General features: G+C 69.3%; 19 protein-coding genes. 9 read left to right on the top strand and 10 right to left on the bottom strand.

Features of this window, described 5'->3' with window-relative positions:
* Positions 1 to 20: 20 nt before the first annotated feature.
* A complete protein-coding gene (locus VV867_RS11670) occupies positions 21 to 941 on the bottom strand; it encodes a DMT family transporter (protein WP_328566438.1) in 921 nt (306 codons plus the stop codon).
* A 133-nt stretch (positions 942 to 1,074) separates the two neighbouring features.
* Between VV867_RS11670 and VV867_RS11665 the strand changes: the two genes are divergently transcribed.
* The 3 genes from VV867_RS11665 (at position 1,075) to VV867_RS11655 (ending at position 3,503) form a co-directional block, all read left to right on the top strand.
* The gene (locus tag VV867_RS11665) at positions 1,075 to 1,512 is read left to right on the top strand and encodes an Lrp/AsnC family transcriptional regulator (protein WP_328566437.1); all 438 of its coding nucleotides are present in this window, start codon (positions 1,075 to 1,077) and stop codon (positions 1,510 to 1,512) included.
* A 138-nt stretch (positions 1,513 to 1,650) separates the two neighbouring features.
* Complete coding sequence (locus VV867_RS11660) at positions 1,651 to 2,691, top strand: aldo/keto reductase (RefSeq protein WP_328566436.1); 1,041 nt, start codon at positions 1,651 to 1,653, stop codon at positions 2,689 to 2,691.
* A gap of 212 nt (positions 2,692 to 2,903) precedes the next feature.
* On the top strand, positions 2,904 to 3,503 hold the full coding sequence (locus VV867_RS11655; RefSeq protein ID WP_328566435.1) for a GNAT family N-acetyltransferase: 600 nt from the start codon (positions 2,904 to 2,906) through the stop codon (positions 3,501 to 3,503).
* A 9-nt stretch (positions 3,504 to 3,512) separates the two neighbouring features.
* Here the strand turns inward: VV867_RS11655 and VV867_RS11650 are convergent, their stop codons facing one another.
* Together VV867_RS11650 and VV867_RS11645 are read right to left on the bottom strand one after the other, a co-directional pair.
* Entirely contained in the window at positions 3,513 to 3,929 is a 417-nt protein-coding gene (locus tag VV867_RS11650; protein ID WP_328566434.1) for an MAPEG family protein, read from the bottom strand.
* Between the two features lie 64 nt (positions 3,930 to 3,993).
* A complete protein-coding gene (locus VV867_RS11645) occupies positions 3,994 to 5,088 on the bottom strand; it encodes a DUF1615 domain-containing protein (RefSeq protein WP_328566496.1) in 1,095 nt (364 codons plus the stop codon).
* A gap of 171 nt (positions 5,089 to 5,259) precedes the next feature.
* Here VV867_RS11645 and VV867_RS11640 point away from each other — a divergent pair, with 171 nt between their 5' ends.
* The gene (locus tag VV867_RS11640; protein ID WP_328566433.1) at positions 5,260 to 6,666 is read left to right on the top strand and encodes a DUF2252 domain-containing protein; all 1,407 of its coding nucleotides are present in this window, start codon (positions 5,260 to 5,262) and stop codon (positions 6,664 to 6,666) included.
* A 393-nt stretch (positions 6,667 to 7,059) separates the two neighbouring features.
* Here the strand turns inward: VV867_RS11640 and pcaC are convergent, their stop codons facing one another.
* From pcaC to VV867_RS11610, 6 genes are all read right to left on the bottom strand, one after another.
* Positions 7,060 to 7,455 carry a 4-carboxymuconolactone decarboxylase gene (gene pcaC / locus VV867_RS11635; protein ID WP_089394208.1) on the bottom strand — a complete coding sequence of 132 codons (396 nt, stop codon included), beginning with the start codon at positions 7,453 to 7,455 and terminating at the stop codon, positions 7,060 to 7,062.
* A gap of 29 nt (positions 7,456 to 7,484) precedes the next feature.
* The gene (locus VV867_RS11630) at positions 7,485 to 8,834 is read right to left on the bottom strand and encodes a 3-carboxy-cis,cis-muconate cycloisomerase (protein WP_328566432.1); all 1,350 of its coding nucleotides are present in this window, start codon (positions 8,832 to 8,834) and stop codon (positions 7,485 to 7,487) included.
* Between the two features lie 109 nt (positions 8,835 to 8,943).
* Positions 8,944 to 9,549 (bottom strand): protocatechuate 3,4-dioxygenase subunit alpha, encoded by a 606-nt coding sequence (gene pcaG, locus VV867_RS11625; RefSeq protein ID WP_009618058.1) that lies wholly within the window; start codon positions 9,547 to 9,549, stop codon positions 8,944 to 8,946.
* 11 nt (positions 9,550 to 9,560) lie between these two features.
* Positions 9,561 to 10,280, bottom strand: coding sequence for a protocatechuate 3,4-dioxygenase subunit beta (gene pcaH, locus VV867_RS11620; RefSeq protein ID WP_058072712.1), 720 nt, complete (start codon positions 10,278 to 10,280; stop codon positions 9,561 to 9,563).
* A 120-nt stretch (positions 10,281 to 10,400) separates the two neighbouring features.
* Complete coding sequence (gene pcaQ, locus VV867_RS11615) at positions 10,401 to 11,330, bottom strand: pca operon transcription factor PcaQ (protein WP_328566431.1); 930 nt, start codon at positions 11,328 to 11,330, stop codon at positions 10,401 to 10,403.
* A complete protein-coding gene (locus tag VV867_RS11610) occupies positions 11,327 to 12,199 on the bottom strand; it encodes a helix-turn-helix domain-containing protein (protein ID WP_089394211.1) in 873 nt (290 codons plus the stop codon). Before VV867_RS11610 ends, pcaQ begins: the two co-directional genes overlap by 4 nt.
* A 163-nt stretch (positions 12,200 to 12,362) precedes the next feature.
* Here VV867_RS11610 and pobA point away from each other — a divergent pair, with 163 nt between their 5' ends.
* The 3 genes from pobA (at position 12,363) to hppD (ending at position 15,549) form a co-directional block, all read left to right on the top strand.
* Positions 12,363 to 13,547, top strand: coding sequence for a 4-hydroxybenzoate 3-monooxygenase (pobA, locus tag VV867_RS11605; protein ID WP_328566430.1), 1,185 nt, complete (start codon positions 12,363 to 12,365; stop codon positions 13,545 to 13,547).
* A 128-nt stretch (positions 13,548 to 13,675) separates the two neighbouring features.
* A complete protein-coding gene (gene maiA / locus VV867_RS11600; RefSeq protein ID WP_109936387.1) occupies positions 13,676 to 14,305 on the top strand; it encodes a maleylacetoacetate isomerase in 630 nt (209 codons plus the stop codon).
* 167 nt (positions 14,306 to 14,472) lie between these two features.
* Positions 14,473 to 15,549, top strand: a complete 1,077-nt coding sequence (hppD, locus tag VV867_RS11595; RefSeq protein ID WP_089394214.1) for a 4-hydroxyphenylpyruvate dioxygenase — start codon at positions 14,473 to 14,475, stop codon at positions 15,547 to 15,549.
* A gap of 672 nt (positions 15,550 to 16,221) precedes the next feature.
* On the opposite strand, the gene VV867_RS11590 is transcribed toward hppD, so the two are convergent.
* Positions 16,222 to 17,010, bottom strand: coding sequence for an IclR family transcriptional regulator (locus VV867_RS11590; protein WP_328566429.1), 789 nt, complete (start codon positions 17,008 to 17,010; stop codon positions 16,222 to 16,224).
* Positions 17,011 to 17,111: 101 nt separating this feature from the next.
* Between VV867_RS11590 and hmgA the strand changes: the two genes are divergently transcribed.
* Positions 17,112 to 18,401: a homogentisate 1,2-dioxygenase gene (gene hmgA / locus VV867_RS11585; protein ID WP_328566428.1), complete on the top strand. Its 1,290-nt coding sequence runs from the start codon at positions 17,112 to 17,114 to the stop codon at positions 18,399 to 18,401.
* A 5-nt stretch (positions 18,402 to 18,406) separates the two neighbouring features.
* Positions 18,407 to 19,711, top strand: a complete 1,305-nt coding sequence (fahA, locus tag VV867_RS11580; RefSeq protein ID WP_328566427.1) for a fumarylacetoacetase — start codon at positions 18,407 to 18,409, stop codon at positions 19,709 to 19,711.
* Positions 19,712 to 19,747: the final 36 nt, after the last annotated feature.

Here is a 19,747-nt window from a genome sequence, read left to right as displayed (position 1 = left end):
AGGGGAAAAATTCCCATGCCTCAGTGTTTTCCGTAATCCGTCCCATGCAACGCGAAGCGCGCGGCCAGCCACCGCGGCAGCCCCCAGTTCCGCTGCATGCCCGCCGCGGCCAGGAGGATGGCCGCCACGCCCAGCCACTGCGCCAGGCCCAGGCGGTGGCCGAACACCACCCAGTCCACCAGGATCGCAGCCACCGGGTAGATGAACGACAGCGCGCCGGTCAGCGCCGTCGGCAGCTTCTGGATGGCGCCGTAGAGCAGCACGTACATCAGCCCGGTGTGGAGAATGCCAAGGGTGGCCAGGCAGGCCCAGGCCGACGGCTGTTGCGGCAGCGCCGAAAGGTTGGCCAGGGGCGCCAGCAGCAGTACGCCGCTGCACACCTGCACCAGTGCGATCAGGTGCGGCGGCACCGCCTGCAGGCGCTTGACGATCAGCGCGGCGAAGGCATACAGCAGCGCCGCGCCCAGGGCCAGGGCGATGCCCGCCAGGTAGTCGCTGCCCGGCCCGCCACTGCCGTGGGCGCTGACGATGGCCAGCATGCCGGCGAAGGACAGCGCCAGCCAGCAAAGCTTGCGCGCGCTGAGCCTCTCGCCGAGGAACACCGCGGCCAGCAGCACCAGCATGAAGGGCTGGGTGTTGTACACCGCGGTGCCGATGGCGATGGACGCCCGCGAGTAGGAGGCGAACAGCAGCACCCAGTTGCCGACGATGGCCACCCCGCTGAGCAGCGCCAGGCCGAAAGCGGAAAGGCTCAGCACGCCCGGGCGCAGCATGCCGAGCAGGGCGCAGGCCAGCAGCAGGGTGGCGGCGCCGAACACACAGCGCCAGAACACCACGTCCAGCACCGGCTGGCCGGACACCAGCACCAGCCAGCCGATGGTGCCGCAGATCAGCATGGCCGCGGTCATCTCCAGGGTGCCGCGCTGAATGGACTTGTCCATGGGGTTCCTCCTGCAAGGTGTGCCTACAGCATGACAAGGCATCACCCCGCCCTTCCATCGCAAATGGAAGGCACAATCGGAATACCGCCTTTACTATCAAGGCATCCACCCGCAATCACCTAACGAGCCGACCATGACCGACGAAATCGACCAACTGCTGATCGCTGCCCTGATGGAAGACTCGCGCCTGTCGCTCAAGGCCCTGGCCCAGGTCAGCGGGCTGTCCGCCCCCAGCGTCGGCGAACGCCTGCGCAAGCTGGAGGAACGCGGGGTGATCCGCAGCTACACCCTGGAGGTGGAGCCGAAGGCCTTCGGCTACCTGCTGCAGGCCATCGTCCGCGTGCGCCCGCTGCCCGGCCGGCTGCACGAGGTGGAACGGCAGATCCAGGCCATCCCCGAGTTCACCGAGTGCGACAAGATCACCGGCGACGACTGCTTCGTCGCCCGCCTGTGCGTGCGCGACATGGAACAGTTGGACAGCCTGCTCGACCGCCTCAACGCCTATGCCGAGACCAGCACCGCCATCGTCAAGAAGACCCCGGTCAAGCGCCGCCTGCCGCCCATGGCCTGACGCGACGGCGGCAGCAATAGGCAAGAATCCGGCAGCATCGAGCGCCGTCCTTCCGGGGCACGGCGCTCATACTGGTGGCGTCCGCCGCTGCGCAAGGCAGCGGCACCTTCCCCTGCCCTTTCCCGAGGATTGCTCGCCATGCGCTACAGAAAGTTCGGCAACACCGGTCTGTTCGTCTCGGAACTCTGCCTGGGCACCATGACCTTCGGCGGCGAAGGCCAGCTCTGGAGCCAGATCGGCAAGCTGCAGCAGGCCGAGGCCGAGCAGCTGGTCGGCGCGGCCCTGGCGGCCGGCATCAACTTCATCGACACCGCCGACGTGTATTCCGAAGGCCGCTCCGAGGTCATCACCGGCCAGGCCCTGAAGAACCTCGGCGTGCCCCGCGAGGACGTGGTGATCGCCACCAAGGTGTTCGGCGAGACCGGCACCCGTGGCGCCAACTCCCGCGGCCTGTCGCGCTACCACATCGCCGGCGGCGTGCAGGCCAGCCTGGAGCGCCTGCAGCTGGACCACATCGACCTCTACCAGGTGCACGGCTTCGACCCGGCCACCCCGGTGGAAGAGACCCTGCGCGCCCTCGACGACCTGGTGCGCCAGGGCCTGGTGCGCTACGTCGGCGTCTCCAACTGGGCGGCCTGGCAGATCATGAAGGCCCTGGGCACGTCCGAGCGCCTGGGCCTGGCCCGCTTCGACTCGCTGCAGGCCTACTACAGCATCGCCGGGCGCGACCTGGAGCGCGAACTGGTGCCGCTGCTGCGCAGCGAGAAGGTCGGCCTGATGGTCTGGAGCCCGCTGGCCGGCGGCCTGCTCAGCGGCAAGTACGGCCGCGACCAGCAAGCCGAGGCCGGCAGCCGGCGCACCCAGTTCGACTTCCCGCCGGTGAACCGCGAGCGCGCCTACGACTGCATCGACGCCATGCGCGGCATCGCCGAGGCCAAGGGCGTGTCGGTGGCGCAGGTGGCCCTGGCCTGGCTGCTGCACCAGGAAGTGGTGACCAGCGTGATCATCGGCGCCAAGCGCCTGGAGCAACTGGAGGACAACATCGCCGCCACCCGCGTCGAGCTGAGCGCCGATGAACTGGCCACCCTCGACCAGGCCAGCGCGCTGCCGGCCGAGTACCCCGGCTGGATGCTCGAGCGCCAGGGCGAGTACCGCCGCGGCCAGTTGGCCGAGCGCTGAGCAGGCAAGCATGGCTCTCGTAGGATGGGTGGAGCGCAGCGATACCCATCGCCACGACCGCATGGGTTTCGCAAAAACTCAACCCATCCTGCGAAAGCCACCTCACGCCTCCTGTAGGAGCGCGCCCTGCGCGCGATTCGCAGCCTCCGTCCCGGCTTTCCAGGTGCGGGCGAAACCGGCAAGCTCGCGGCTCCCCTCCCGGAGCCGCGAGCATGTCCATCCCAGCCTACCCCGCCCTCATCGGCGAGCATGCCGAACTCCTGCCCCTGGCCCGCGACCAGGCTGGCGAACTCCTCGCCGCGGCCGCCGACGGCGAGCTGTGGAACCTCAAGGTCACGGTGGTGCCGGGGCCGGGCAGCATCGACGCCTACCTGGACAAGGCCCTGGCCGGGCGCGAGGCCGGCACCGTCATGCCCTTCATCATCCGCAACCGGCGTAGCGGGCGCATCGTCGGCAGCACCCGCTTCTGGAAGATCGACCGCGCCAACCGCAAGCTGGAGATCGGCCACACCTGGCTGGCCGCCTCGGCGCAGCGCACGGCGATCAACACCGAGGCCAAGCTGCTGCTGCTCGAATACGCCTTCGAAGCCATGGGCTGCGTGCGCGTGCAGTTCACCACCGACGTGCTCAACGAGAAGTCCCGCGCCGCCATCCTGCGCCTGGGCGCGGTGCAGGAAGGCATCGTCCGCCACGAGCGGATCATGCCCGACGGGCGCAAGCGCGACTCGGTGCGCTTCAGCATCATCGACGACGAGTGGCCGGCGGTGAAGGCCGCCCTACTGGCGCGCCTGGGCCGCGGCCACTCGACCTAGCACACTGCCTCAGAGCCAGCCGGCCAGGCGCAGCAGCCACCAGGCGAGGATCACCAGTTGCACCAGGTAGCCGGCGAAGCGCAGCCAGACGAACAGCGGCGAGGTGCTGGCCAGGTGCATCAGGCTCTGGACGATGCGCGCCGCCAGCAGCACCGGCGCCAGCGGGTCGGTGACCTGGGTCTGGCCGGTGAGCATGGCGTAGAGCAGCACGGCGAAGAACAGCGGCAGGTTCTCCACGCAGTTGGCGTGGGCCCGCGCCAGGCGCTGGCCGAAGCCCGGCGTGCTGCTGCCGTCGGCGGCGAAGGCGTTGACCGCGCGGCTGCCGGAAAGCACCAGCAGGCCACGGTGGTTGACCAGGACGAGGACCAGCAGCAGGGTCCAGGCGACCAGGCCGAGCAAGGCGACAGCACTGGGGCTGAGGGACATGGCGGAGCTCCTTGTTGTTGTGGCGGAGACTCTAGCCAATCTAGAGCAATTACTCTAGTCGCCTTCAGCCTTTCCCCGCCCGCGCCAGGCAGCGCTGGTAGCGCTCGTCCACGCGCTGGGCGAACCAGGCGGTGGTGAGGTTGCGGGTGATCTTCGGGCTGTGCAGGGTGATGCCCGGCAGCACCGCCCGGGCCAGCGGCTTGCCTTCGTTCTTCTCGGCCAGGGCGAAGACCTTGGCGTACAGCTTCGTCTCGCCGAACTCCGCGCGCTCGCCCTGCTCCAGGTCGCGGCGGATCTGGCTGTCGCTCAGGCCCAGGCGCGGGCCCAGGGTGCGCACCGCGAGCTCGGTGGCGCCGGCGGCGCTGGAGTCGTAGCGGATCAGGTCGCCGTCCAGCGCCAGCGGGATGCCGGTGGCCAGGCTCACAGCGCGCTGGAAGGCCGCGTTGCGGCTGGCGTACCAGCCGGCGTTGAAGTCGGCGAAGCGGTACAGCGGCCGCTCGTAGTCCGCCGGGTAGCCCAGCAGGTGGGCGATGCCGAAGTACATGCCGCCGCGGCGGCTGAACACCTCCTGGCGCACGCTCCCCTTGAGCGGGTATGGGTAGCCCTCGGCATGCTGCTCGGCGAAGGCCACGCTGACCTGCATGGGCCCGCCGGTGCGCACCGGGTTGAAGCGGCCGAACAGCTGCTGGCCGAGCGGTACCATGCCGATGAAGTCATCGAAGATGGCGCTCAGCTCGCGTTCGCTGCGCACCGCGTCCAGGCGCTGGCTGTAGCTCTTGCCGCTGGGCGACTTCAGCGCCAGCGCGGCGTCGAGCACGAAGCCGGGGACGTGCAGGCGCGCGGCGCGCCTCTTCATCTCGTCGCGGGCGATGCGGCCCAGGCCCGGCACCTGCGGGTCGGCCTGGAAGTTCGACTCCTGTTCGGTCACCGCCAGCACCGAGCAGAGGTTCTCCTTGCTCGGGCGGATGCGCTGGGCGGCGAAGGCCACCTGGATGTCCGTGGCCCAGCCGCTGCGGTCGCTCACCCTGGCCGGCAGCAGCTGCGCCAGGGTGGCGCGCACCTGCGCCGGGGTCGGCTCCGGCGCCTGGCGGGCGGACTGCGAGCTGCAACCGGCCAGGGCCAGCAGGCCCAGGGCTACGCACAGGCCGCGCCAGGGCATGGGCGTGGGACGGGTGAGCGGGATGGCGATGACGGGCATGGACGCTTCCTGACGACGAGACGCCGCGACCATCGCAGAAATGCCCTTTCCAGGCCAGCCCAACGCGCCGACTTGCAGGCCCCCGGCCAGCCTCTAAGCTCGAATTCATGGCCCCCGGATTCGAGGTGAACGATGGACATCAAGGACCTGCGCAAACAGGGCAAGGACGCCCGCGACAAGTGCCCACGCAGCAGCCACGCCGAACCCGGGAAGATCGACCGCGACCCGCTGCCGCTGATCGAGGCCTCCAGCGCCGGCCGCGTGCGGTCTCTGGTGGCGCTGCGCTATGGGCGCATGCTGGTGTCGCCCTTCACCTTCTTCCGCGGCAGCGCCCTGCTCCAGGCCCACGACCTCTCGGGCACCCCGGACATGGGCATGGAACTGCCGATCTGCGGCGACTGCCACCTGATGAACTTCGGTGGCTTCGCCTCCCCCGAGCGCAACCTGCTGTTCAACGTCAATGACTTCGACGAGGTCCACCCCGGCCCCTGGGAATGGGACCTCAAGCGCCTGGTGGCGAGCTTCCTGATCGCCGCCCGCGACCTGCGCCACGGCGAGACGGTGGAAGAGGACGTCTGCCGCCAACTGGTGCTGTCCTACCAGCAGAACATCGCCGAATGTGCCGAGATGGGCGCCCTGGAGCTGTGGTACGGGCGCATCGACTACGAGGTGGCGCTGGAGCAGGAGCGCGAGAAGGACCTGCGCGAGCACGTGCAGCGCGCCATCGAGAAGGCCAACCGGCGCACCCATGCCGAGCTGCTGCCGAAGATCGCCGAACGCGACGCCCGGGGCCGCCTGGAGATCCGCGACGACCTGCCGGAGATCTTCCACCTGCACTCCGCGACCAGCCTGCTGGACGAGGACGACGACTGGATGAGCCTGGATCACTGGCAGGATCTGCACGACACCTTCATCCGCGACTACCGCACCACCCTGCAGGCCGACCGTCGCGAACTGCTCGACCGCTTCGAGGTGCAGGACCTGGTGTTCAAGGTGGTGGGCGTGGGCAGCGTCGGCACCCGCTGCCTGGTGGCGTTGCTCACCGATCCCCAGGAGCAGCCGCTGTTCCTGCAATTCAAGGAGGCCCGTCCCTCGGTGCTGGCCACCTATGTGCGCAGCAAGCTGCGCACCCGCCACCAGGGCCAGCGGGTGGTGGACGGCCAGCGCCTGATGCAGTCGGCCAGCGATCTCTTCCTCGGCTGGACCACCGGCCCCAATGGCCGCCACTTCTACGTGCGCCAGCTGCGCGACATGAAGGTCTCGGCGGAACTGGAGACCTTCGACGAGAAAGCCTTCGCCGCCTACGCACGGGTCTGCGGCCGCGCCCTGGCCTGCGCCCACGCCAAGTCCGGCGGCCAGGCGGCGCGGATCGCCGGCTACATCGGCAAGAGCGAGGCGCTGAGCGACGCCCTGCTGCACTACGCCAAGGCCTACGCACTGCAGAACGAACGCGACTTCGAACGCTTCCAGCGCGCCTGCCGCAAGGGCCAGCTGGAGGCGCGCTCGGAGGCGGACTTCACGGCGGATCGGATGCCTTGAAGGGGGGAGGAGCGAGCTTGCTCGCGAACGGGGCTCCCCGGTGACGTTGGTGTTTCGGGTTGACGCCGCTCCCCCTCCCCAACCCTCCCCCGCAAGCGGGAGAGGGGGCTTGTCCGTGCCAGTGGAAATCGTGGCGTTCGCCGGCCCCTCCTGGAGTAGCCGGCTGACTGCGGGGTATCCGTTTCTGCCCAACGGTCCCCTCTCCCTTCAGGGAGAGGGTTAGGGAGAGGGAACGGCATCGGGCCCAGTACCGAAACACCCGGCTAGCCCCGTTCGCGAGCAAGAACCAGGCGTCCCCCTCGATCCTACGAAAAGCGCCGTTACGCCCAGGCCAAGACCAAACGGCGGATAACGCGGAGCGTTATTCGCCCTACGCCCTGCCTCGAAGCCGCCTCAGCCCTCCAGCGACTCCGTCCCCAGTTCGTTCCACACCTCCTCCGCCAGGTGGAAGGTCGCGTTGGCCGCCGGGATGCCGCAGTAGATCGCGCTCTGCAGCAGCACTTCCTTGATCTCCTCGCGGCTCACGCCGTTGTTGCGGGCGGCGCGCAGGTGCAGCTTCAGTTCGCCCTCGCGGTTCATGCCGATGAGCATGGCGATGGTCACCAGGCTGCGGGTGTGGCGCGGCAGGCCGGGGCGGGTCCAGATGTCGCCCCAGGCGTGGCGGGTGATCATTTCCTGGAATTCTTCGTTGAAGGCAGTGCGGTTGTTCAGGCTGCGGTCGACGTGGGCGTCGCCCAGCACCGCGCGGCGGACCTGCATGCCGGCTTCGTAGCGTTGTTTCTCGTCCATCGGGTTCTCTCTCGCTTGTCGATTGCGCCTCAACCGAGGCGTGCGTGTTCTTCCAGGGCGCGTTCCACCCAGCGGCGGCACTGGCCCAGGTAATTCGCCGGGTCGAGCAGGCGGTCCAGCTCGGCGTCGCTGAGTTGCGCGCGGACCTCGGCGTTGCCGCCCAGCACCTGGCGCAGGTGCGCGCCCTCGGCCACGGCCTGGCGGCAGCACTGCTCCACCAGGTGGTGCGCGGCGTCGCGGCCGATGCGCCGGGCCAGGGCGATGCTCACCGCCTCGGCCAGCACCAGGCCGCGGGTCAGTTCCAGGTTGCGGCGCATGCGCTGGGCGTCCACTTCCAGGCCCGGCACTACCAGCAGCGCCTGCTGCAGGGCGCCGGAAACCAGGCAGCAGAGTTCCGGCAGGCTTTCCCATTCGGCGTGCCACAGGCCGAGGCTGCGCTCGTGTTCCTGGGGCATGGCGCTCAGCATCGTCGCCACCAGGCCGGGCGCGCGGGTGGCGGCGCCGATCAGCACGGCGGCGCCCACCGGGTTGCGCTTGTGCGGCATGGTCGAGGAGCCGCCCTTGCCCGGCGCCGAGGGTTCGAAGACTTCGCCGGCTTCGGTCTGCATCAGCAGGCTGAGGTCGCGGCCGAGCTTGCCCAGGCTGCCGGCCACCAGGCCGAGCCAGGCGGCGAATTCGGCGAGGCGGTCGCGCTGGGTGTGCCAGGGCTGTTCCGGCAGTTGCAGGCGCAGTTCCTCGGCCAGCGCCTCGGCCACGGCGAAGCCGTCGTCGCCCAGCGCCGCCAGGCTGCCGGAGGCGCCGCCGAACTGCAGGCTGAGCAGGCGCGGCTTGAGCTCGGCCAGACGCTCGCGGTGGCGGGTGACGGCGCCGAGCCAGCCGGCGATCTTCATGCCCAGGGTCACCGGCGTTGCGTGTTGCAGCCAGGTGCGCCCGGCCATGGGAACGTCGGCATGCCGGCGCGCCTGTTCGGCCAGGGCCGCGCCCAGGCGCGCCAGGTCGTCCTCCAGCAGGCCGACGGCGGCGCGCAGTTGCAGCACCAGGCCGCTGTCCATGGCGTCCTGGCTGGTGGCGCCGAAGTGCACGTAGCGTTCGGCTTCGGCATCGCCGGCGGCGACCTGCCGGCCCAGCGCCTTGGCCATGGGGATGGCCGAGTTGCCGGCGCTGCAGATGGCCGTGGCCAGGGCGTCGAAGTCGTACAGCTCGGCGCGGCAGGCGGCCTCGATGGGCGCCACCGCGCTGGCCGGGATCACCCCGCAGCGCGCCTCGGCGCGGGCCAGGGCGGCCTCGAAGTCGAGCATGCCCTGCAGGCGCGCGCGGTCGCAGAACAGCTCGCGCATCGCCGGCTGGGTGAAGTAGGCGTCGAAAAGTCGGTTGCTCACGCAAGGGCTCCAGTTTTCTTCGTCATCAGGCACAGCCTACGCCATGCCGTGAACGCCGACGGGCGGACCGCTCGCGCGGCCCGCCCGTTCATGCGCCAAACGATGCGCATCAGAAGTCGAAGAACACCGTCTCGCCTTCGCCCTGGATGCGGATGTCGAAACGATAGGCCAGTTGGCCGTTCACCTCGCAGCGGCGGGCCACCAGGGTCTCGCGGCGCGGCGCCTGTTCGATCAGGTTGAGCACCGGGTCCTTGGCGTTGGCCTCGGCCTCGTCCTCGAAGTACAGGCGCGTCTGCAGGTGGATGTTGATGCCGCGGGCGAACAGCGACACGTTGATGTGCGGCGCCTGCGGGCGGCCGTCGGCGGCCTTGGTCACGCCCGGCTTGATGGTCTTGAGCGTCCACTCGCCGGCATCGAAGGTGGTGGCGGTGCGGCCGAAGCCGTTGAACGCCTTCTCCGCGTCGTAGCGGCTGTCGTAGTTGCCTTCGTGGTCGGCCTGCCAGAACTCCAGGAAGGAGTCGCGCACCAGGTGGCCGTTGCCGTCGTAGACGTGGCCCAGCAGCAGGATGTGCTCGCCGGCGGCGCCGGGCTTGGCCATCTGGTTCCAGATTTCCAGGTCGCGGGTCGGGTTGCCGGCGGCCTCCAGGGCCAGGCCGATGTGCACGTAGGGGCCGGCGGTCTGCGAGGGGGTTTCGGGGAGCAGTTGAACGGGCATGGCGAACCTCCTCAGCGATTCTCGAAGTGGGTCTGGCGCTGGCCGCGCAGCACGATGTCGAAGCGGTAGGCCAGGCAATCCATGGGGTTGGCCATGCCCATGTCCAGGCGCGCGATCAGGCTCTGCACCGCCTCGGGGTTGGCGATCGACTTGACGATGGGGCACATCGGGATCAGCGGGTCGCCCTCGAAGTACAGCTGGGTGATCAGCCGGGTGGCGATGGACGGGCCGCTGATGGAGAAGTGGATGTGCGCCGGGCGCCAGTCGTTGGGGCCGTTGCGCCACGGGTAGGGGCCGGGCTTGATGGTGCGGAAGATATAGCGGCCGTCGCTGTCGGTGATGGCGCGGCCGACGCCGCCGAAGTTCGGGTCCAGCGGCGCCAGGTAGCGGTCGTTCTTGTGCCGGTAGCGGCCGCCGGCGTTGGCCTGCCACATCTCCACCAGGGTGTTGGGCACGGGCTTGCCGTACTGGTCGACGACGCGGCCGTGGACGACGATGCGCTCGCCGATGGGTAGGGCGCCGGTGTTGAAGTTGAGCAGCAGGTCGTTGTCGTGCTCGCCGAACTTCAGGTGCGAGAAGTCCGGGCCGGTGGTCTCGGAGATCGACTGCGGGATGCTCACCAGCGCCTGGCGCGGGGAGCGGGCGACGGAGGTCTTGTAGTCGGGGGTGAGGGCTTTGGGGTGCCAGTTGCGGTCACGGATGACGAACCGGCTGCTGTCCACTTCGGACATGGCGGTCTCCTGTTGTTGGAGTTATAGGAGCCTGTAGAGCATCAGGCATGTGCTCCGCAGTTTCCGCCAGGTTGGTCCGCAGGAAAATTGAAAAGGCGCCTGCGATCATTAACCAATTGGTTATGGATAAACCCCGTCGCGGTATTCCTGCCCCACCTCGCGCAGCACTTCCTGGCACCAGTGCGCGCCGAGGGACAGCGGCAGCGAGGCGTTGCTGCAGATGCCCACCGAACCACCGGCCTCCTGCAACTGCGGCGCCAGTTCGGCCAGCTCGCCCTTGCCCAGGGCCGCGCGCACCGCGTCCAGCGGCGCCATCCACACCGCGTCGCTGTCGTCGACGTAGCGCCGGCTCAGGCTCAGCGAGAGGGTCTCCAGGCGCCGCGACGACTGGCGCAGGCCGTGCTCGACGAACAGGCTGTCGACGCGCTTGCGGATGGTGGTGCCGGCGGTGGGCAGCACCAGCGGGTATTCCTCCAGCTCCGCGGCGTCCAGCGGCCGGCCCAGCAGCGGGTGGCCGGCGCGCACCACCAGGGTCAGCGGTTCGTTGTACAGGTGTTCGAAGGTCAGGCCCTGGATCTGCGGGCTGTCGGTCATGCGCCCGACCACCAGGTCCAGCTCGCCGACGCGCAACTGCGAGAGCAGGTGCGCGCTGGGCCCGGTGACCACGCTGACCACCAGCGCCCCGTGGCGCGCGTGCAGGCGCCGCACCACCTCCGGGAGGAAGGCGCCCTCCACGGTGGAGAGCACGCCCAGGCGCGCGCTGCTGGCCGCGTACTCGCCGCCGCGCAGGCTCTCCACGCCGTCGCGCAGGGCCTGCACGCAGGGCCCGGCGTAGCGCAGGAAGGCGATGCCCGCCTCGGTCAGCGTGGCGCCGCCCTTGCCACGTACGAACAGGCTGGCGTCGAGCACCTCCTCCAGCTCCTTGAGGGTCTTGGACACCGCCGGCTGGCTCACCGCCAGGCGGTCGGCGGCGCGCGCCAGGCTGCCCAGGCGGGCCACCTCGAGGAAGCACAGCAGGTGGCGGAACTTGATGCGTGAGTCGATGTTCATCGGTTACCCCGGAAGGCCCTGGGCGACTGCCCGGTGCCGCGCTTGAAGAATCGCGAGAAGTACGCCGGCTCCGAGAAGCCCAGCTGGTCGGAGACCTCCTGCACGGTCATGTCCGTGTACACCAGGTTGCGCTTGGCCTCCAGCAGCAGGCGCTGGTTGATCAGCTGCAGCGCCGAGGCGCCGGCCAGGCGCCGGCACAGGGCGTTGAGGTGCGCCGCGCTGATGCCCAGCCGCTCGGCGTAGCGCTCGATCGGCAGGTGCTCGCGGAAGCGTTGCTCCACCAGCCGGCGGAACGCCTGCAGGTGCTCGCGGCCGCGGTCCGGGGTGGCGCTGGCGGCATGGCTGGCCTGCAGGTGGCGGCGGCCGAGCCATACCAGCAGGGCGCTGACCAGCGAGCGCAGCATCAGCTCGCGGCCCGGCTCCTGGCGGGTGTATTCGCGCTCGATGGACTCGAACAGGGTGCTCAGGTAGCGCTCGTCCTCGCCCACTGCGTAGCACTGCGGCTGTTCCAGCACGGCGCGGTCGAACTGGCGCAGCAGTTCCTCGGCGAAGGGCTGGGCCAGGCTGATGACGTAGCCGTCGATCTGCGCGGTGAAGCGGAAGCCGTGCACGCACAGCGGCGGCGAGACCTGCAGGGTGGCCTCGCGCACGTGGGTGACGCTGCCCTCCACCTCCAGCTCGGCCTCGCCGGCGCGCACGTAGAGCAACTGCACCAGGTCGGCGTGGCGGTGCGGGCGGATCTCCCAGTCGTAGAGGCTGCTGCGCGACGGGATGGTCTCGCAGTGCAGGGGGTCGGGTGTCGGCCAGGCGTGGGTCTCGCCGTACAGCTGAAACACCGGGACCGGGTTCGAAGCGGGCGTCTTGTGCATTTATAGGCCGCCGGGGCTATCCACGAAAAATCCAGGTTATCTGTTGGATATTGCCTTCTGCGCAGCGATTCATCCACCAAAAATGCAGGAGCCAATAACAACTACGCGGCCAGGGGGCGTGCCTACGACCAGGCCCCGGTCCGCGACGACGAGGAAAACAACAATGAAAACCCAGGTTGCCATCATCGGCGCCGGCCCTTCCGGGCTGCTCCTCGGCCAGCTGCTGCAGCGTGCCGGTATCGACAACGTCATCCTCGAACGCCAGAGCCCGGACTACGTGCTCGGGCGCATCCGCGCCGGGGTGCTGGAACAGGGCACCGTGGACCTGCTGCGCGAAGCCGGCGCCCACGCCCGCATGGACGCCGAGGGCCTGCCCCACGACGGCTTCGAACTGGTGCTGGACGGCCGCCGCGAGCGCATCGACCTCAAGCAGCTCACCGGCGGCAAGAACGTCATGGTCTACGGCCAGACCGAGGTCACCCGCGACCTCATGGAGGCGCGCCAGGCCAGCGGCGCCCTGAGCATCTACGAAGCCGGCGACGTGCAACTGCACGAGGTGCAGGGCGAGAAGCCCTACGTCACCTTCACCAAGGACGGCGAGGCCGCCCGCCTGGACTGCGACTACATCGCCGGCTGCGACGGCTTCCACGGCGTGTCACGGCAGACCATCCCGGCGGACAAGCTCAAGACCTACGAGCGCATCTACCCCTTCGGCTGGCTCGGCCTGCTCAGCGACACCCCGCCGGTCAACCACGAACTCATCTACGCCAGCAGCGAGCGCGGCTTCAGCCTCAGCAGCATGCGCTCGGCCACCCGCAGCCGCTATTACCTGCAGGTGGGCCTGGAGGAGAAGGTCGAGGACTGGTCCGACCAGCGCTTCTGGGACGAACTCAAGCGCCGCCTGCCGGCCGACGCCGCGGCGCGCCTGGTCACCGGGCCGTCGCTGGAGAAGAGCATCGCCCCGCTGCGCAGCTTCGTGGTGGAGCCGCTGCAGTACGGCAAGCTGTTCCTGGTCGGCGACGCCGGGCACATAGTCCCGCCCACCGGGGCCAAGGGCCTGAACCTGGCGGCCAGCGACGTCGACGCCCTGTACCGCATCCTGGTCAAGGTCTATGGCGAAGGCCGCGTCGAGCTGCTGCAGCGCTACTCGGAAGTCGCCCTGCGGCGCATCTGGAAGGCCGAGCGCTTCAGCTGGTGGATGACCAGCATGCTGCACAAGTTCCCCGACAACGACGCCTTCACCCAGAAGATGCTCGACACCGAACTGGCCTACTTCCTCGATTCCCTGGCGGGGCGCACCTGCATCGCCGAGAATTACGTGGGCCTGCCCTTCGAGACGATCGAGTAGCGCCGCCGCCGCGAGCCCCCGCGGAACGCGGGGGCTTGCCCTCGGCGGAAAAATTACGCAGAGTGTAAGTCCATTACGAAAACAACAGTGTCCGCCACGACGGGCACGCTGCCTGCGAGTGCCGGTTCATGGACCTCTACACCTATTACCGCTCCACCTCCTCCTACCGGGTGCGCATCGCCCTGGCCCTGAAGGGGCTGGAAGCCCGGCAGCTGCCGGTGAACCTGCTGCAGGGCGAGCACCGCCAGGGCGCCTACCTGGCCCTGAACCCGCAAGGCCGCGTGCCGGCCCTGCGCACCGACGAAGGCGAGCTGCTGGTCCAGTCGCCGGCGATCATCGAATACCTGGAAGAACGCTACCCCGAACCCGCCCTGCTGCCGGCCGACGCCCTGCAGCGCGCGCACCAGCGCGGCGTGGCGGCGCTCATCGGTTGCGACATCCACCCGCTGCACAACGTCGCCGTGCTCAACCGCCTGCGCGGGCTGGGCATCGACGAGAACGGCGTCGAGCAATGGATCGCCCACTGGGTCGGCGAAGGCCTCAAGGCCGTGGAAGCGCTGATCGGCGACGAGGGCTTCTGCTGCGGCCCGCAGCCGGGCCTGGCCGACGTCTACCTGCTGCCGCAGCTGTACGCCGCCCGCCGCTTCAAGGTGGACCTGGCAGGATTCCCGCGCATACTCAGGGTAGAGCGCCTGGCCCTGGAGCACCCGGCCTTCCGCCAGGCCCACCCGGACGTCCAGGCCGACAAGCCGGCCTGAGGAGCGCGCCATGCACAGCCTCGGATTCAAAGTCACCATCGGCGACTTCCTCGCCCGCAGCGTACGCGGCGTGCCCTGCTCGCCACCGCGCCAGCCGCGCAGCTGACCCCACGACTTTCCGAATCCCGGGCGCGCCGCCGCGCGCGTCCACCGCGAGGAACACAGACATGGCAGACCTCTTCGACAACCCCATGGGCCTCATGGGCTTCGAGTTCATCGAATTCGCCTCCCCCACCCCCGGCGTGATGGAACCCATCTTCGCCAGCCTCGGCTTCACCAAGGTGGCCAGCCACCGCTCCAAGGACGTGGACCTGTACCGCCAGGGCGACATCAACCTGATCCTCAACAACGAGCCCAGGAGCCTGGCGGCCTACTTCGCCGCCGAGCACGGCCCCTCGGTGTGCGGCATGGCCTTCCGCGTGAAGAACGCCCACCAGGCCTACGCCCGCGCCCTGGAGCTGGGCGCGCAGCCTGTGGAAATCCCCACCGGGCCGATGGAGCTGCGCCTGCCGGCGATCAAGGGCATCGGCGGCGCGCCGCTGTACCTGATCGACCGCTTCGGCGAGGGCTCGTCGATCTACGACATCGACTTCGAGTTCATCGAAGGCGTGGACCGCCACCCGAAGGGCGCCGGCCTGAAGATCATCGACCACCTCACCCACAACGTGTACCGCGGGCGCATGGCCTACTGGGCGGACTTCTACGAGAAGCTGTTCAACTTCCGCGAGATCCGCTACTTCGACATCAAGGGCGAGTACACCGGCCTGACCTCCAAGGCCATGACCGCGCCGGACGGCATGATCCGCATCCCGCTCAACGAGGAATCCTCCAAGGGCGCCGGGCAGATCGAGGAGTTCCTCATGCAGTTCAACGGCGAGGGCATCCAGCACGTGGCCTTCCTCACCGACGACCTGGTGAAGACCTGGGACGCCCTCAAGGGCCTGAACATGCGCTTCATGACCGCGCCGCCGGCGACCTACTACGAGATGCTCGAGGAACGCCTGCCCAACCATGGCGAGCCGGTGGAGGAACTGCGCAACCGCGGCATCCTCCTCGACGGCACCTCCGAGGGCGGCAAGCGCCGCCTGCTGCTGCAGATCTTCTCGGAAACCCTGATGGGCCCGGTGTTCTTCGAGTTCATCCAGCGCAAGGGCGACGACGGCTTCGGCGAGGGCAACTTCAAGGCGCTGTTCGAATCCATCGAGCGCGACCAGATCCGCCGCGGGGTGCTGGAGGCGAAATAAACCCATCGCGGACGGAGTCCGCTCCTACGGGGAACCCGTGCTTCACGGCAAATTGTAGGAGCGGGCCCTGCCCGCGATTCGCGCGCAGGGCGCGCTCCTACAGGTTGAAGCTGAACTCCGCGTTCATACCGGACAGCCCCCTCTCCCGCTTGTGGGAGAGGGTTGGGGAGAGGGGAAGACGTCAATCCAAAGCACGGTGCCGCCGGCGAACGCCATTCGCGGACAAGGTCCGCTCCTACAGGGAGCCCGTGCTTCACGGCAAATTGTAGGAGCGGGCCCTGCCCGCGATTCGCGCGCAGGGCGCGCTCCTACAGGTTGAAGCTGAACTCCGCGTTCATACCGGACAGCCCCCTCTCCCGCTTGTGGGAGAGGGTTGGGGAGAGGGGAAGACGTCAATCCAAAGCACGGTGCCGCCGGCGAACGCCATTCGCGGACAAGGTCCGCTCCTACAGGGAGCCCGTGCTTCACGGCAAATTGTAGGAGCGGGCCCTGCCCGCGATTCGCGCGCAGGGCGCGCTCCTACAGGTTGAAGCTGAACTCCGCGTTCATGCCGGACAGCCCCCTCTCCCGCTTGCGGGAGAGGGTTGGGGAGAGGGCGCTCTTGAGGATGCGCACCGAACCTGCCCGATGGAACCCCATTCGCGAGCAAGCTCGCTCCTACGAAAAGCGCTCCTACTCTGGCCTGCGCCCCGCCATCCGCGCCGTAATCGCCGCCGCCGCCTCCTTCAGCAACTCCGCCGCCCGCCCCTGGGTTTCCGCGCGGAAGGCGCTGGCCGCGCCCACCACCGTCACCACCCCGGCCAGTTGCTCGCCCACCGCGAATACCGGCGCCGACAGCGCGTTCACCCCCGGCATCAGCAGGCCGTGCACGTGGTGCAGGCCCGTGGCGCGGATTTCCGCCGTCTGCTTGTGCAGTTCCGCCTCGTCCAGCGCGCCGGGCGTGCCCGCCTCCTCCGCGCGCAGCGGCGCGGTCTCGCCGTCGGGCAGGTAGGCGTTGAACACCAGGCCGGTGGACGAGCCCAATAGAGGGAGCACCGAGCCCACGCGGGTGACCAGGGTCACCGCACGCAGCGGTTGCTCCACCTGCACCACGGTCGGGCCCTTGTTGCCCCACACGGCGAGGAAGCAAGTCTCGTTCAGCTCGTCGCGCAGGGCGCTCAGGTGCGCCGTGGCGGCGCGCACCACGTCCAGCCGGCCGATGGCGGCCAGGCCGACGAACAGCGCCTCCGGCCCCAGGGCGTAATGGTTGGTGGCCGCGTCCTGCTCGGCGAAGCCGCTGGCGATCAGCGCCTGCAGGTAGCGGTGGACCTTGGCCGCGGGCATGCCCACGTGCTCGGCCAGGCGCGACAGCGAGGTGGCCGGGGCCAGGTCGGCCAGGCCCTTGAGGATGTCCGTGCCGACTTCGGCGGCCTGCACTTTCTGGCGTTTCGGCGCGTCGCCGGTGTCCCTGGGAATGGCCATGCAATGACTCGTTCGTCGATGGAGGCGCTGTTATAGCTTGACCCCTTCCGGCGTTCAAATTACGTTATCCGTAATTCGATTACAAAAACAAAGAGGTCGCCATGTCGTCCGTCGAATCCCTCGCCTACCTGTCGGGTTTCAACAACCAGTTCGCCAGCGAAGCCCTGCCCGGCGCGCTGCCCCACGGGCAGAACTCGCCGCAGCAGGCGCCCTACGGCCTGTACGCCGAGCAGTTCTCCGGCACCGCCTTCACCGTGCCGCGCAGCGAGGCCCGGCGCACCTGGCTGTACCGCATCAAGCCCTCGGCCAGCCACCCGCGCTTCGAACGCCTGGCACGGCAGATCCCCGGCCGCGAGCCGGGCCAGGTCAACCCCAACCGCCTGCGCTGGAACCCCCAGGACATCCCCGCCGAGCCCACCGACTTCCTCGACGGCCTGCTGACCCTCGCCGCCACCGCCGACCCCGAGCAGGCCAGCGGCGTCAGCGTGCACCTGTACCGCGCCAACCGCTCCATGGACCGGGCCTTCTTCGACGCCGACGGCGAGCTGCTGATCGTCCCGCAGCAGGGCCGCCTGCGCCTGGCCACCGAGCTGGGCCGGCTGGACATCGAGCCGCTGGAGATCGCGGTGATCCCGCGTGGCATGAAATTCCGCGTCGAACTGCTCGACGCCACCGCCGCCGGCTACATCTGCGAGAACCACGGCGCCGCCCTGCGCATCCCCGACCTGGGCCCGATCGGCAGCAACGGCCTGGCCAACCCGCGCGACTTCCTCGCCCCGGTGGCCCACTACGAGGACATCGACGCCCCCGTGCAGCTGGTGCAGAAGTTCCTCGGCGAGCTGTGGGCCTGCGAGCTGGACCACTCGCCGCTGGACGTGGTCGCCTGGCACGGCAACAACGTGCCCTACAAGTACGACCTGCGCCTGTTCAACACCATCGGCACGGTCAGCTACGACCACCCGGACCCGTCGATCTTCACCGTGCTCACCTCGCCCAGCGACACCCACGGCATGGCCAACGTCGACTTCGTGATCTTCCCGCCGCGCTGGATGGTGGCCGAGAACACCTTCCGCCCGCCGTGGTTCCACCGCAACCTGATGAACGAATTCATGGGCCTGATCCAGGGCGCCTACGACGCCAAGGCCGACGGTTTCTCCCCGGGCGGCGCCTCGCTGCACAACTGCATGAGCGCCCACGGCCCGGACAACGCCACCACCGTGCAGGCCATAGCCGCCCAGCTTGCGCCGCACAAGATCGACAACACCATGGCCTTCATGTTCGAGACCGGCCGCGTCCTGCGCCCGACCCGCTACGCTCTCGAATGCCCGCAGCTGCAGCGCGACTACGACGCCTGCTGGAGCGGCATGGCCAAGACCTTCCAGAGGAACTGAACCCCATGAACCAGGCAGACAACCGCCGCAGCTGGATCGAATCCGCCAACGGCCACCCCGACTTCCCCCTGCAGAACCTGCCGCTGGGCGTGTTCAGCAGCCCCGGCCGCGAACCGCGCGGCGGCGTGGCCATCGGCGAGCACATCCTCGACCTGAAGGCGGCGCTGGCCGCCGACCTGTTCGAGGGCGAGGCCCGCCACGCCGCCGAAGCCGCCAGCGGCGCCAGCCTCAACGCCTTCTTCGCCCTCGGCGCCGGCCCGCGCCGCGTGCTGCGCGAGCAGCTGCAGGCGCTGCTGGCCGAAGGCAGCCCGCGCCAGGCGCAGATGCAGGAACTGGGCGCCGGGCTGCTGCCGGCCCAGGCCGGCTGCCAGCTGCACCTGCCGGCCCAGGTGGGCGACTACACCGACTTCTACGTCGGCATCCACCACGCCAACAACGTCGGCCGCCTGTTCCGCCCGGACAACCCGCTGCTGCCCAACTACAAGCACGTGCCCATCGGTTACCACGGCCGCGCCTCCACCGTGGTCGCCTCCGGCGCCGCGGTGCGCCGGCCCAACGGCCAGACCCTGGCGCCCGGCGCCGAGGCCCCGGCCTTCGGCCCGAGCAAGCGCCTGGACTACGAACTGGAACTGGGCATCTGGATCGGCCCGGGCAACGCCATGGGCGAGGCCATCGGCATCGGCCAGGCCGAGCAGCACGTGGCCGGCTATTGCCTGCTCAACGACTGGTCGGCGCGCGACGTGCAGGCCTGGGAATACCAGCCGCTGGGCCCCTTCCTGGCGAAGAACTTCGCCACCAGCGTGTCGCCCTGGGTGGTCACCGCCGAGGCCCTGGCGCCCTTCCGCAAGGCCCAGCCGCCGCGCCCCGAGGGTGACCCGCAGCCGCTGCCCTACCTGCTGGACGAGCACGACCAGGCCCACGGCGCCCTCGACATCCAGCTGGAAGTGCTGCTGCAGACGGCGGCCATGCGCGAGCAGGGCGTCGAGCCCGTGCGCCTGGCGCTGAGCAACACCCGGAACATGTACTGGACGGTGGCGCAGATGGTCGCCCACCACAGCGTCGGCGGCTGCAAGCTGCAGGCCGGCGACCTGTTCGGCTCCGGCACCCTCTCCGGGCCGCAGCCGGAAGCCTTCGGCAGCCTGCTGGAGAGCACCTTCGGCGGCAAGCAGCCGCTGGAACTGCCCGGCGGCGAGCAGCGCACCTTCCTGCAGGACGGCGACGAAGTGATCTTCCGCGCCTGGTGCGAATGCGAAGGCCACCCGCGCATCGGCTTCGGCGAGTGCCGCGGGGTGATTCTGCCGGCGCGTTGAACAGCCAAGGTCAACCTCGGGGCCGCCTGGGCGCAA

The sequence above is a fragment of the Pseudomonas sp. JH-2 genome (assembly GCF_036231725.1).
In the GTDB taxonomy this organism is placed as follows: domain Bacteria; phylum Pseudomonadota; class Gammaproteobacteria; order Pseudomonadales; family Pseudomonadaceae; genus Pseudomonas; species Pseudomonas delhiensis.
The sequence above is the reverse complement of the archived record's forward strand: the minus strand, read 5'-3'. Positions and strand labels throughout refer to the sequence as shown.